This is a genomic window from Mycobacterium bulgaricum, assembly GCF_041287165.2.
GTDB classification, from domain to species: Bacteria; Actinomycetota; Actinomycetes; order Mycobacteriales; family Mycobacteriaceae; genus Mycobacterium; species Mycobacterium bulgaricum.
Genome location: NZ_JBGGKV020000005.1, coordinates 371,846 through 384,297, shown reverse-complemented (window position 1 = coordinate 384,297; position 12,452 = coordinate 371,846). Strand labels below are relative to the sequence as shown.

General features: G+C 68.0%; 12 protein-coding genes. 5 read left to right on the top strand and 7 right to left on the bottom strand.

Translation table 11 applies throughout. The features are described 5' to 3' along the window. Positions 1-15: 15 nt before the first annotated feature. The 5 genes from ACAG24_RS17010 to ACAG24_RS16990 form a co-directional block, all read right to left on the bottom strand. Positions 16-1,956: a peptidoglycan D,D-transpeptidase FtsI family protein gene (locus ACAG24_RS17010; RefSeq protein ID WP_370473542.1), complete on the bottom strand. Its 1,941-nt coding sequence runs from the start codon at positions 1,954-1,956 to the stop codon at positions 16-18. Next, positions 1,953-2,936 (bottom strand): cell division protein FtsL, encoded by a 984-nt coding sequence (ftsL, locus tag ACAG24_RS17005; RefSeq protein ID WP_370473543.1) that lies wholly within the window; start codon positions 2,934-2,936, stop codon positions 1,953-1,955. The genes ACAG24_RS17010 and ftsL overlap by 4 nt, the downstream gene beginning before the upstream one ends. A gap of 2 nt (positions 2,937-2,938) precedes the next feature. Next, positions 2,939-4,063 (bottom strand): 16S rRNA (cytosine(1402)-N(4))-methyltransferase RsmH, encoded by a 1,125-nt coding sequence (gene rsmH, locus ACAG24_RS17000; protein WP_370473544.1) that lies wholly within the window; start codon positions 4,061-4,063, stop codon positions 2,939-2,941. Further along, on the bottom strand, positions 4,038-4,472 hold the full coding sequence (locus ACAG24_RS16995; RefSeq protein ID WP_370473545.1) for a division/cell wall cluster transcriptional repressor MraZ: 435 nt from the start codon (positions 4,470-4,472) through the stop codon (positions 4,038-4,040). The genes rsmH and ACAG24_RS16995 overlap by 26 nt, the downstream gene beginning before the upstream one ends. 290 nt (positions 4,473-4,762) lie before the next feature. Then, on the bottom strand, positions 4,763-5,164 hold the full coding sequence (locus tag ACAG24_RS16990) for an SCO2097 family morphological protein (RefSeq protein ID WP_370473546.1): 402 nt from the start codon (positions 5,162-5,164) through the stop codon (positions 4,763-4,765). Positions 5,165-5,380: 216 nt separating this feature from the next. Between ACAG24_RS16990 and ACAG24_RS16985 the strand changes: the two genes are divergently transcribed. The 4 genes from ACAG24_RS16985 to ACAG24_RS16970 all read left to right on the top strand — a co-directional run bounded on the left by ACAG24_RS16985 (position 5,381) and on the right by ACAG24_RS16970 (position 9,479). After that, positions 5,381-5,983 carry a GNAT family N-acetyltransferase gene (locus ACAG24_RS16985; RefSeq protein WP_370473547.1) on the top strand — a complete coding sequence of 201 codons (603 nt, stop codon included), beginning with the start codon at positions 5,381-5,383 and terminating at the stop codon, positions 5,981-5,983. A 17-nt stretch (positions 5,984-6,000) separates the two neighbouring features. Further along, entirely contained in the window at positions 6,001-6,690 is a 690-nt protein-coding gene (locus tag ACAG24_RS16980) for an LppM family (lipo)protein (protein WP_370473548.1), read from the top strand. A gap of 100 nt (positions 6,691-6,790) precedes the next feature. Beyond that, positions 6,791-7,870 carry a bifunctional (2E,6E)-farnesyl/geranyl diphosphate synthase gene (gene idsA2, locus ACAG24_RS16975; protein WP_370473549.1) on the top strand — a complete coding sequence of 360 codons (1,080 nt, stop codon included), beginning with the start codon at positions 6,791-6,793 and terminating at the stop codon, positions 7,868-7,870. 4 nt (positions 7,871-7,874) lie between these two features. Then, positions 7,875-9,479 carry an alpha-(1->6)-mannopyranosyltransferase A gene (locus ACAG24_RS16970; RefSeq protein WP_370473550.1) on the top strand — a complete coding sequence of 535 codons (1,605 nt, stop codon included), beginning with the start codon at positions 7,875-7,877 and terminating at the stop codon, positions 9,477-9,479. On the opposite strand, the gene ACAG24_RS16965 is transcribed toward ACAG24_RS16970, so the two are convergent. Beyond that, on the bottom strand, positions 9,400-9,804 hold the full coding sequence (locus tag ACAG24_RS16965) for an Rv2175c family DNA-binding protein (RefSeq protein WP_370473551.1): 405 nt from the start codon (positions 9,802-9,804) through the stop codon (positions 9,400-9,402). The genes ACAG24_RS16970 and ACAG24_RS16965 overlap by 80 nt on opposite strands. Positions 9,805-9,852: 48 nt before the next feature. Here ACAG24_RS16965 and ACAG24_RS16960 point away from each other — a divergent pair, with 48 nt between their 5' ends. Further along, on the top strand, positions 9,853-11,055 hold the full coding sequence (locus tag ACAG24_RS16960; protein ID WP_370473552.1) for a protein kinase domain-containing protein: 1,203 nt from the start codon (positions 9,853-9,855) through the stop codon (positions 11,053-11,055). Here the strand turns inward: ACAG24_RS16960 and ACAG24_RS16955 are convergent. Then, the gene (locus tag ACAG24_RS16955; protein WP_370473553.1) at positions 11,052-12,440 is read right to left on the bottom strand and encodes a class II 3-deoxy-7-phosphoheptulonate synthase; all 1,389 of its coding nucleotides are present in this window, start codon (positions 12,438-12,440) and stop codon (positions 11,052-11,054) included. The two genes, ACAG24_RS16960 and ACAG24_RS16955, sit on opposite strands and share 4 nt — an antisense overlap. Between the last annotated feature and the right edge of the window lie 12 nt (positions 12,441-12,452).

The following is a 12,452-nucleotide window of genomic DNA, read 5'->3' as shown; positions in this document are numbered from 1 at the left end:
GTACCGACCGCCAGATCAGCCGGCCTGAAGCGTCAGCCTCGCACCCGGATCGGCCGACAGCGGCACGTTCTCGCGCCGCAGCAGCCACGACGCGATGTTGTGGAACAGTGGCGCAGCCGAGGAGCCGGGCGAGCCGTCCGCCGCGCGGTGCGGCGCATCCAGCATCACGCCGATGACGTAGCGCGGATCGTCGGCAGGCGCCATGCCGGCAAAGGTGATCCAGTAGACGTCGCTGTAGTAGCAGCCACAGGCCGGGTTGATCTGCTGCGCGGTGCCCGTCTTGCCTGCGATCTGATAGCCCTCGACCGCGGCCTGCGGGCCGGTGCCCTGCTGCACACCCATCGGATCGCGCTGCACCACCGACCTGAACATGTCGCGCACGGTGCGGGCCGTCTGCGCCGACACCACCCGGATGCCGTCGGGCCGGGGCTCCGATTTCACGGTGCCGTCCGGCGCCACGGTCTCCTTGATGATGCGCGGCGGAACGCGCACGCCGTCGTTGGCGATGGTCTGGTAGATGCCCGTCATCTGCAGCAGGGTCATCGAAAGACCCTGCCCGATCGGCAAATTGGAGAACGTGCTGCCCGACCACTGGTCGATCGGCGGCACCAGGCCCGAGCTCTCGCCGGGCAGGCCGACACCGGTGCGCTGCCCCAGGCCGAACATCCTCAGCATCTCCGAGTACTTCTCAGGACCGAGCCGCTGCGCCAGCATCAGCGTGCCGACGTTCGACGATTTTCCGAACACTCCCGTCGTGGTGTACGGCATGGTGCCGTGCTCCCATGCGTCGCCGACGGTGACGCCGCCCATGTTGATCGACCCCGGCACCTGCAGCACCTCGTCGGGCGTCGTGAGCTTGTTCTCGATGACGGCCGCAGCGGTGATCATCTTGTTCACCGAGCCCGGCTCGAACGGCGACGACACGGGCAGGTTGCCCAGCTGCCGGTTGTCCTGGCGGCTGATGTCCTGGGCCGGATTGAACGTGTTGTCGTTCGACATCGCCAGCACTTCACCGGTTTTGGCGTCGAGGACGACCGCGGAGGCGTTCTTGGCGCCTGACGCGTCCTTGGCCAGCTGCACCTGCTGCTGCACGTAGAACTGGATGTCGTCATCGATCGTCAGCGTGACCGTGGACCCGTTGACCGCGTCGTGGCGGTTGCGGTAGCTGCCCGGGATGACCACACCGTCGGAGCCGCGGTCATAGGTCACCGAACCGTCGGTGCCCGCAAGCACGGAGTCCATCGAATCCTCAAGTCCCAGAAGGCCGTGGCCGTCCCAGTCGATGCCGCCGACGATGTTGGCGGCCAGCACGCCACCGGGGTACTGGCGCAGATCCTGGCGTTCCGCACCGACTTCGGGGAACTTGGAGGTGATCGCGTCGGCGATCGTCGGGTCGACCGCACGCGCGAGGTACACGAAAGTCTCATTGCTGCGCAACTTCTTGAGCACCGTCGCGGTGTCGGGTTTGTTGCCCAGCCGCTGGGAGATCTCGGCGGCGATCTCACGAAGCCGCGCGTCGGGTTCGGGCGCCTCGTCGGATTGCTCACCGCTTTTCTGGAAGGCCTCCTCCAGTTGCTTGCGCACCTTCACCGGCTGGAAGGTCAGCGCCCTGGCCTCGGTGGTAAAGGCGAGCTTGTCGCCGTTGCGGTCGACGATCGATCCGCGCAGCGCCGGGTCGATGTCGGTGACCTTCAACTGGCCCGCCGCTTCCGCGCGCAACCCCTCAGCTTTGGGAACCTGCAACGTGAACAGTTGCGCTGCCGCCACCACCAGCAGAAGGAAGATGACCGCGTTGCCCGCGCGGTGCCGGAACACGAACGACGCACTGCGCAGCCCGTTCTGGGGTGCGGCCTGCCGAGTGCGCCTGGCCCGTGCCGAGTGTTCCTGGTTCGGTGCCTTGGCGGCGACCCGGGCGACGGCCTTGCCGGGCTTGCCCTGCTTGGCGCCGCGGCTCATGCGGGAGCCCCGGGAATCAGGGGCGCCGGGGCCAGGGGGGCCGGAGCCAGGGGTTCGGCGGGCGCGACCGGAGCGACGGGCCCGGGGATGGGAAGCTGTCCCGACACCGCGTGCGGCACCTCGACACCGGTCACACCGGGGGCGACCGGCGCAGCGGGCACACCCGGGGCGCCGGGGGTGCCGGGGACGACGACGAGCGGGGTGGCGGCGGACGGGATGCGCACCGGCACCTCACGGGGCTCCACGACGCGAGGCGCCGGGGGCGCGGGGGGCGCCGGATCCGGTAGTGGTGCGTTGAGGGGTGGCGGCGGGACACCCTCGGCCGGCTTCGGTGTCCCGACAACCACCCAGTTTCCCGACGGATCCTGCACAAGATGCGCGGTGTCCCGGGACGGGATCATGCCCAGTTGGCGGGCCGCTTCGGCGAGCGCGGGCGCGGCCTGGGCCTGCAGCACATCGCGCTCGAGCGCTTCCTTCTGCTGCATCAGCGCCTGGTTGAGCTCGCGCGCATTGCCGAGCTGATACGACCTCTCTGCGGCATCGGTGGACAGCCACAGCGTCACGCCGAGGCCGACACCCAGAGCCGAGATCACCAGGACGACGAACGGCACACGGGCGACGAGCCGGCGCGGGTTCAGCTCGATCGATGCCAACTTGACGAGCAGCCGCTCCCGCAGTGGTGGCCGAACGACTTTCGGCGCCTTGGCTTTCCGCGCCTTGGCGCGTGCCTTGGCCTGGCTGGCGCTCTTCGGGCGAGCCGGGGCGTCGACGGGGCGTGCGATCGGCGTCGTCCGCGGCGCCGACCGCGCGGGGCGGGCATCGCGGGTCGTCTTGCGGCCGCCGCGGGGCTGCGCGTCGGATGGGACTCGCTTGGTCTCACGCCCTCCCCTGCTCTTACGCCGGGCCTGCGGCTTCTTCGCCGACTCGCGAGAGCGCGACGATGCGTTCGCCGTGGTGCGCGTTGGCCTCTTTGCCTTCATCGCTACTGTCCCCCAACTTTCTCCACCGCGCGCAACCGGACCGGGGCGCTTCTGGGATTGCGTTCGATCTCTTCGTCATCGGCGCGCTCGGCACCTCGGGTGAGCGCGACGAACTCGGGGCCGTGCCCGGGCAGTTCGACCGGGAGCCCGGGTGGGGTGCGCGATGCGGTGGCGCCGGCGAACACGGACTTGACGATCCGGTCCTCCAGCGACTGGTAGGCCATTACCGCGACGCGGCCGTGGGGACGCAGCACCCGGAGCGCGTCGGGAAGAGCACGCCGCAGCGATTCCAACTCGGCGTTGACCTCGATCCGCAGCGCCTGGAATGTGCGCTTGGCGGGGTGGCCGCCGGTGCGTCGCGCGGGCGCAGGGATCGCGTCATAGAGCAGTTCGACCAGCTCGCCGGTGGTAGTGAACGGCGTCGTCGCACGGCGACGCACGATGAAGGAGGCGATGCGGCCGGCGAACTTCTCCTCGCCGTACTCCCGCAGCACGCGCGCCAACGCCCTCTCGTCGTAGGAGTTGAGGATCTGCGCCGCCGTGAGGTCGGAACCGGTGTCCATCCGCATGTCCAGCGGCGCGTCGGCCGAATACGAGAAGCCACGCTCGGCCCGGTCGAGTTGCATGGAGGAGACGCCGAGATCGAACAGGATCGCATCGACATTCCCGCCGTGCGCGGCAACGGCGTCGGCGATGCCGTCGTAGCGGGTGCGCACCAGCGTCACTCGATCCCCGAACGGGGCCAGTCGGTCGCCGGCGATCTGCAACGCGTCCTGGTCGCGATCGAGGCCGATCAGCCGAAGGCCGGGGAATCGGGTGAGGAACCGCTCGGAATGTCCGCCGGCCCCCAACGTCGCGTCGACCAGTGTCGCACCGGCTCCGTCGTCGCCCTCGCGGATCAGCGCCGGCGCGAGTAGTTCGACGCATCGGTCGAGAAGGACCGGGATATGAGGCTCGTCCACCATCGCTGCACTCTGTGAGATTGAGGCGGCCCCTGCAGTGAGGTCCCTGCCCGAGAGCGCGGACCTGACGTCGGGGAAGTACGTCAGGGCCGGTTCGGGCAGAGGCCGCACTGCACGGGCCTGCGGGCCGGTGGCCAGATCAGAGGATGTCGCCGAGTGCTTCATCGCTGGCCGCGGAGAAGTTCTCTTCGTGAAGCTCCTGGTAGTCCTGCCATGCCTGGGCATCCCAGATCTCCAGGAACCCGATCGAACCCGTCACCACGCACTCCTTGGTCAGGTTGGCGTAGCGGCGGTGTTCTGCTGAGAGGGTGATGCGGCCTTGTGCGTCCGGGTACTGCTCGTCGGTACTGGCGGCCAGGTTGCGCAGGTAGGCGCGCGCCTGGGGGTTGCCGCGCTTGGCCTTCGCGGAGATCTCGGCGACCATCTCCTCGAACTCGGCCCTGGGGTGGACAGCAAGGCTGTGATCTTGGCTTTTGGTGACCATCAACCCTCCTGCCAGCGCGTCGCGGAATTTGGCGGGCAACGTCAGTCGCCCTTTGTCGTCGAGCTTGGGCGTGTAGGTGCCGAAGAACATCCCGCCACCTCGCAGTCCCTGCTTTCAACGGAACCCCGGTCGCTCCGTTGTCCGCCACTTTACCCCACAACGCCCCACTTTGCTCCAAATACCGCCCGGCGTTTCTCCTGCACCTCCACCATCAGGGCAGATGCCAGCGCACGCCGCTGCCGCCGCGAACACAGACCACACGATGTCCCCGGCGAATGTCCAGCTCAACACACCAGAAAGCCCCACCGAAGGCGCCAGTGGGGCGAGGTGGGGCAAAAAAGAGGGGCAGCCCTATCGGCTGCCCCTACTCGTACTATCCGCTACTCGTCGAAGCGACGACGGAAGCGATCTTCCATCCGACTGGTGAACGACCCGCCCGGCCCCTTGGCGCGCTTCTGCCGTGGTGCGCCCGAATCGGAGGGCAGTCGATCTCCCTTACCGACCCGAGGCCCGGTGATCGCGAACACCACGCCGGCGAACATCACGATGAAGCCGATCACCGACAGGATCGGGAAGCTGCCGATCATGGTCGCCTTGAACGCCACCCCGGACACCAGCATCGCGATGCCGAGTACGAAAAGAGCAGCTCCCTGCAGGCGGCGTCGAGTGGAGGGGGCCCGCAGAGTGCCCCCGCGAACGCTCGACGCGAACTTGGGGTCCTCGGCGTAGAGCGCGCTCTCGATCTGGTCGAGCATGCGCTGCTCATGATCGGAGAGTGGCATTCGTCCCTCCCTCTTGCCGTGGGGGCGTCGCAGTCGTTCAAAACCAGGCGTGCCCGCGTGTACGGGCACTTAACAGTAATGATACGAGCAGAATCTGAGCCGTACCACCTTGTTCGCCGCCCGATTCTATGACGTGCACCGCCGGTGGGAGGCAGCGCATGGTCTTCCCGATAATGGAGGTCGGCCACACGATCGAGCTCTGGGAGGGACAGACACTTGGCGACACGTCTGATCGATCTGTCGCCGAGCGATATGCAGCAGCGTCTCGGCGACGCTCTGGCCGTCTACGTCGACGCCATGCGATACCCGCGAGGCACCGAGGATCAGCGTGCCTCGATGTGGCTCGAACACATCCGCAGGCGGGGCTGGAAAGCGGTCGCGGCGGTCGAAATGCCCGATGACCTGCCCGACGAGGCGACCACAGGGGCGCCACCTGCCACTGCCCCGATGCTCGGCATCGCCTACGGCTACTGCGGTGCGCCCGACCAGTGGTGGCAGCAGCAGGTGGTCTCAGGTCTTCGGCGCAGCGGCGCCGACCGCGATCGAATCTCTCAGCTGATGAACAGCTATTTCGAACTCACCGAACTGCACATCCACCCGGACGCCCAGGGCCGCGGCCTCGGTGAGGCCCTGATCCGCCGACTGCTCGACGACCGGACAGAGAAGCAGGTGCTGCTGTCCACCCCGGAAATCAACGGGGAGGCCAACCGTGCTTGGCGGCTCTACCGTCGCCTCGGGTTCACCGACGTCATCCGCGGCTACCACTTTGCGGGCGACCCGCGCCCATTTGCCATCCTCGGCCGTTCGTTGCCGCTTTGATCTGGCACGATGACCAGGTGCTGAACCGTCACCGCACCCGTCGACGTCTTCTCGCGCTGGGGATGTTGCTCCTGGTGGTGGCGCCTTCGCTGATCGGGTGTGTGCGGATCCGGGCATCGATCACCGTCTCGCCCGACGACCGGGTGTCCGGCCAGATCGTCGCGGCAGCCATCCCCCGCGACGACAACGACAAGGGCCCTCAGCTGCTCAACAACCTGCCGTTCGCCCAGAAGGTGGCCGTGTCCGAGTACAGCCGGGACGACTACGTCGGTTCGCAGGCCGTGTTCTCCGACCTCTCGTTCGCCGAACTCCCCCAGCTCGCGAGCATGAACCGCGACGCCGCCGGCGTCGACATCTCGCTGCGGCGTGCCGGCGACCTCGTCATCCTGGAGGGCCGCGCCGACCTGACCTCACTGAGTGATCCAGAAGCCGACGTCTCGCTGTCGGTCGCGTTCCCCGGCGAGGTGACATCCACCAACGGCGACCAGATCTCTTCGTCGGTCGTCGAATGGAAACTACGCCCGGGCGTGGTAAGCACGATGAACGCGCAGGCGCGCTACACCGACCCCAGCGCGCGGTCATTCACCGGCGCAGCGATCTGGCTCGGGGTCGCCTCGTTCGTGGTGGCAGGCATCACCGGCTGGTTGGCCTACAACAGCAGAGACCGGTCGCCACGCCCCGGCGAACCGCAGGAGCAGACGCGCTGAGCCTTGCTTGCTCTTCCCCGGGTCACAGGCTCTACGCTGAACACCCGGGGCGCAGTACTGAACGACGTAGTGTGATCACAGAAAGGGGCGCCCGCTGAGCGTGGATGCAACGGCACCGTCAGCCGTCGAGCTGGCAGCGGCCGTCACCGAACAGCTTCGCGACTATCTGCGCGGGCGCCGCCGAGATGCCGCATACATCGGGGCGGACTACGCGGTCCTTACCGAAGCCGTCGAGGAATTCGTGTTGCGCGGCGGGAAGCGGTTACGCCCCGCCTTCGCATACTGGGGTTGGCGCGCGGTCGCCGGCACCGAACCCGAACCGCATGTGCTGCGGCTGTTCTCGGCCCTGGAACTCCTCCACGCCTGCGCGCTCGTCCATGACGACGTCATCGATGCATCGGCCACCCGGCGCGGGCTGCCCACCGTGCACAAGATCTTCACCGAACGCCACCGCACCAACAACTGGCACGGTTCCTCGGAACAGTTCGGACTCTCGGCGGCGATCCTGCTCGGCGACCTCGCGCTGGTCTGGGCCGACGACATCGTCGCCACCGCCGCCATCGACGTCGATGCCCACCGCCGCGTCCAACGGGTCTGGGCGGCGATCCGCACCGAGGTGCTCGGCGGGCAGTACCTCGACATCGTCAACGAGTCGAGCGGATCCGAGACCGTCGCCTCGGCATTGACCGTCAACATCTACAAGACGGCCTCGTACACCATCTCTCGGCCACTGCAGATGGGCGCCGCCGCGGCCGCCGACTGCCCCGACATCCTCGAGGCGTTCCACGAGTTGGGCACCAGCCTCGGAGTGGCATTCCAGCTGCGCGACGACGTGCTCGGCGTCTTCGGCGATCCGGCCGTCACCGGGAAACCGTCGGGAGACGACCTGCGGTCCGGCAAGCGCACGGTGCTACTGGCCGAAGCGGTCGAGCTTGCCGACAAACACGACCCCATCGCCGCGAAGCTGCTGCGCACCTCGGTCGGCACCGATCTGACGGACGCCCAGGTCAAGGACGTCTGCCAGGTCATCGAATCGGTGGGTGCGCTGGCGGCCGTCGAGAACCGGATCGACACGCTGACCCGGCGCGCACTGCAAACCTTGAACGCGGCGCCGATCGACGCCCAGGCCAAGGCGGGGCTCACCGAGCTCGCGAGATTGGCCGCGAACCGGTCGGCCTAGGAGCATGACCCCGAGCATGTCCACGCCCGCCGCGGCCCAGGCCCCGAAAACCGGGCTGCCGCAACACCTTCACCGCCTCAAAGGCTTCGCACGCTCCCCCGAGGCGCGGCCCGCGGTGGTGGGCGCGATCGGCGCCGTCCTGCTGACCGCGGGCGGCCTCGGTGCGGGCAGCACCCGACTGCACGATCCGCTTCTGGAGTCGATGCACCTGTCCTGGCTGCGGTTCGGGCACGGGCTGGTGGTGTCGTCACTGCTGCTGTGGACAGGCGTGGCGCTGATGCTGATCGCGTGGCTGTGGTTGGGCCGCCGGGTGATCGACCGCACCGCAACCGAATACACCATGCTCGCCACCACGGGGTTCTGGCTGGCGCCGCTCCTGCTGAGTGTGCCGCTGTTCAGCCGCGACACGTATTCGTATCTCGCCCAGGGCGCCCTGCTGCGCGACGGGTTCGACCCCTACCTCGTCGGACCCATCGAGAACGTGAACTCGCTGCTGGACAACGTCAGCCCGATCTGGACGACGACGACAGCACCGTACGGTCCCGCGTTCATCCTCGTCGCGAAGTTCGTCACCATGATCGTCGGCAACGATGTCGTCGCGGGCACCATGCTGCTGCGGCTGTGCATGCTTCCCGGTCTGGCGCTGCTGATCTGGGCGGCACCGCGCGTGGCGCGCCACGTCGGAGCCAGCGGCGCGGCCGCGCTCTGGATCGCGGTGCTCAACCCGCTGGTGATCATCCACCTCATGGGTGGGGTGCACAACGAGATGCTGATGGTCGGCTTGATGATGGCGGGCATCGCGCTGTGTTTCGGCGGCCGCAACATCGCAGGCGTGACACTGATCGCGGTGGCCGTGGCGGTGAAAGCCACGGCAGGGCTGGCACTTCCGTTCATGGTGTGGGTGTGGGCGCGGGCCTTGCGCGACCGCCGCGGCTATTCACCGCTGAAGGCGTTCGTCGCCGCGACAGCGGGGTCGCTGCTGGTCTTCGTGACGGTCTTCGCCGTGCTGTCACTGGCCGCCGGGGTCGGATTGGGCTGGCTGACCGCCCTCGCCGGTTCGGTCAAGATCATCAACTGGCTGACGGTGCCCACCGCGATCGCGAACCTGACCAATGTCCTCGTCGGCCTCGTGGTGCCGGTGAACTTCTATGCGGTGCTGGAGACGACGCGCATCATCGGCGTCGCGGTCATCGCGATCTCGGCGCCGCTGCTGTGGTGGCGCTACCGCCGCACCGACCGAGACGCGCTGATGGGCATCGCCCTGGTGATGGCGGTCGTGGTGCTGTTCGTGCCCGCGGCACTGCCCTGGTACTACACCTGGCCGCTCGCCGTCGTCGCCGCGCTCGCCCAATCACGGCAGTCCATCGCCTTGATCGCCGGCTTCTCGACATGGATCACGGTGATCTGGCGGCCCGACGGTGCCCACGGCATGTACTCGTGGGTGCACGTCCTGCTGTCGACGGCGTGCGCGGCCGGGGCGTGGTATTGGCTCTACAGGTACAGGCCCGCCGACCAGTCCGTTACCGGAGTCAGTACGCCATCGCTTGAGCCCGGCGAACCACCTCACGAGCCTGATGCGAGTGCAACGCATCGACCGGGCGGGCATTAGCCTCCCCGTCGGCGGAGCCGTCGCGCCGGATCGTCAGTGACGAGTCGGGGGTGAAAAGCCACCGCACGATCTCGGTTTCGGTGTATCCACCGTCGTGCAACACCACCAGGAGACCGGGCAGGCTCTTGACCACATGGCCGGTGTCGTCGAAGAACACCTTCGGCACCACCACGGTCTTGCCGCGCCGTACCGCGACGAGATGCCCTTCGCGCAGATGCTGGTGCACCTTCGTCACGGGGATACCCAGAAGTTGGGCCACCGCGGGCAGGTCGTACACCGCTTCGTCGGGATCGAGAACGTCGTCGGCAGTCGGAATGCTGCTCATCGCACCGAGTCTAGGACCTCGCGGGGATCTTCGACCCCGACTCGTACCATGAGTCCGATGGAGACCTACCAGCAGTCGAGCCCGCTCAGCGGGGCGGTGCTGGACGGTCGCTACCGCGTGGACTCGCTGATCGCGACCGGTGGAATGTCCGGCGTGTACCGCGGCCTGGATCTGCGCCTCGACCGCCCCGTCGCGCTGAAGATCATGGACTCGCGCTACGCCGGCGACGACCACTTCATGACACGGTTCCAGCGCGAGGCCCGCGCGGTGGCGCGGCTCAACGATCCCGGGCTGGTGGCGGTCTACGACCAGGGACTCGACGGAGCGCACCCATTTCTGGTGATGGAGCTCGTCGAGGGCGGCACGCTGCGCGAGCTGCTCCGCGAGCGCGGCCCGATGCCGCCGCACGCTGTGGCCGCCGTCCTGCGTCCCGTCCTCGGCGGACTGGCTGCCGCACATCACGCCGGCCTGGTGCACCGGGACATCAAACCCGAGAACGTGCTGATCAGCGACGACGGCGCCGTCAAGATCGCTGACTTCGGGCTGGTCCGCGCCGTCGCCGACGCCAAGATCACCTCCACCAGCGTCATCCTGGGCACCGCCGCCTACCTCGCCCCGGAACAGGTCGCCACCGGCGACACCGATGCCCGCGGGGACGTCTACGCCGTCGGCATCCTCGTCTACGAGCTGCTGACAGGCCAGACCCCGTTCACCGGGGACACCGCGCTCGCGGTCGCCTATCAGCGGATGGACCGTGACGTCCCCCCGCCCAGCAGCGCGATCGAGGGCGTCCCAAGGCAATTCGACGATCTCGTGCACTGCGCCACTTCGCGCGACCCGAGCGGCCGCTTCGCCGACGCCGCCGAGATGGCCGACCAGCTCGACATCATCGCCCAGGAACTGGCGCTGCCCTATTTCCGGGTGCCCGCCCCGAAGAACTCGGCGTCGCACAACTCTCTGGGCACCACCACGGTCAACCTCGACAAGCGGGCCGGGCACCCGCACACGAAGGTGTTCACCCGCGACGAACTTCCGGCGATCACCGACGACTTCGACGATGACGACTTCGGGGACGACGAATACCCCTCAAAGGCAGGGCGGTTCGCCGGAATCGACCTCGAGCAGTTCCACTGGGCACGCCAGCGCGCGCGGCGGGTGCTGTTCTTCTGGGTCGTCGCGGTGATCACACTGGCGGGGCTGGCCGCCGCCGGCGCCTGGACCCTGGGCGCGAACCTCCCGAACCTGCTCTAGTCGCGGAGCATCTCCGCCACTAAAAACGCCAACTCCAGCGACTGCTGCGTGTTCAGCCGCGGATCACAGGCGGTCTCGTAGCGGCCCGCCAGGTCGGTGTCCGAGATGTCCTGTGCGCCACCGAGACATTCGGTGACGTTCTCACCGGTGATCTCGACGTGGATGCCGCCGGGGTGGGTGCCCAGCGCGTGGTGCACCTCGAAGAAACCCTGCACCTCGTCGACGATGCGGTCGAAATGCCGTGTCTTGTAACCGGTCGATGATTCGTGGGTGTTGCCGTGCATCGGGTCGCACTGCCAGATCACCTGATGGCCGGACGCCTGTACCTTCTCGATGATCGCGGGCAGCACGTCACGGACCTTGTGGTTGCCCATCCGGCTGACCAGCGTGAGCCGGCCGGGCTCGTTGTTCGGGTCGAGCCGCTCGACGTACTCCACGGCCAGCTCCGGCGACGTCGTCGGGCCGATCTTGATGCCGATGGGATTCGCGATCACCTCGGCGAACGCGACGTGGGCGCCGTCGAGTTGACGGGTGCGCTCACCGATCCACACGTAGTGCGCCGAGAGGTCGTAGAGCTTCGGCCCGCTCGACGACTCGGTGTCCATCCGCAGCATCGCGCGCTCGTAGTCCAGCACCAAAGCCTCATGGCTGGCGTAGATCTCGGCGGTGTCGAGGTTCCGGTCATCGACGCGGCAGGCGCTCATGAAACGAAGTCCGCGATCGATCTCCCCGGCCAGCGCCTCATAGCGGGCCCCGGCGGGCGAGGTCCGCACGAACTCGCGATTCCACTCGTGCACGTGGTGCAGGGACGCCATGCCCGACGATGTCAGCGCGCGCACGAGGTTCATCGCGGCGCTGGCGTTGGCGTAGGCGCGGACCAGGCGGGACGGATCGTGCTGGCGCACGGCCGCATCGGGGGCGAAGCCGTTGATCATGTCGCCCCGGTAGGACTTCAGCCCCAGTGCGTCGACGTCGGCGGACCGCGGCTTGGCGTACTGGCCCGCGATGCGGGCCACCTTCACCACCGGCATGCTCGCGCCGTAGGTGAGCACGACCGCCATCTGCAACAGCGTGCGGATGTTCGCGCGGATGTGCGGCTCGGTGTTGTCGACGAACGTCTCGGCGCAGTCGCCGCCCTGCAGCAGGAACGCCTTGCCGAGCGCGACGTCGGCGAGATGCCGCTTGAGCCGCTCGATCTCCGAGGGCACCGTCACGGGCGGCACGCTTTCGAGGACCTTGCGCATCGCCGCGGCCTGGCTCGCGTCCCACGACGGCTGCTGCAGCGCCGGCTTGGCCAGCGCGGCGTCCAGACGCTGCCGCAGGTCCTCGGGCAGCGGCGGGAGCGCAGGCAGCTGATCGATGGGCACGTCGACGGTCCAGTTCACCGGTCAATCGTA

What these genes read in the sequence shown, in the direction of transcription:
- ACAG24_RS17010 (WP_370473542.1), bottom strand. Translation starts at nt 1,956, where the DNA reads ATGAGCCGCGGCGCCAAGCAGGGCAAGCCCGGCAAGGCCGTCGCCCGG.
- ftsL (WP_370473543.1), bottom strand. Translation starts at nt 2,936, where the DNA reads ATGAAGGCAAAGAGGCCAACGCGCACCACGGCGAACGCATCGTCGCGC.
- rsmH (WP_370473544.1), bottom strand. Translation starts at nt 4,063, where the DNA reads ATGAAGCACTCGGCGACATCCTCTGATCTGGCCACCGGCCCGCAGGCC.
- ACAG24_RS16995 (WP_370473545.1), bottom strand. Translation starts at nt 4,472, where the DNA reads ATGTTCTTCGGCACCTACACGCCCAAGCTCGACGACAAAGGGCGACTG.
- ACAG24_RS16990 (WP_370473546.1), bottom strand. Translation starts at nt 5,164, where the DNA reads ATGCCACTCTCCGATCATGAGCAGCGCATGCTCGACCAGATCGAGAGC.
- ACAG24_RS16970 (WP_370473550.1), top strand. Translation starts at nt 7,875, where the DNA reads ATGACCCCGAGCATGTCCACGCCCGCCGCGGCCCAGGCCCCGAAAACC.
- ACAG24_RS16965 (WP_370473551.1), bottom strand. Translation starts at nt 9,804, where the DNA reads ATGAGCAGCATTCCGACTGCCGACGACGTTCTCGATCCCGACGAAGCG.
- ACAG24_RS16960 (WP_370473552.1), top strand. Translation starts at nt 9,853, where the DNA reads ATGAGTCCGATGGAGACCTACCAGCAGTCGAGCCCGCTCAGCGGGGCG.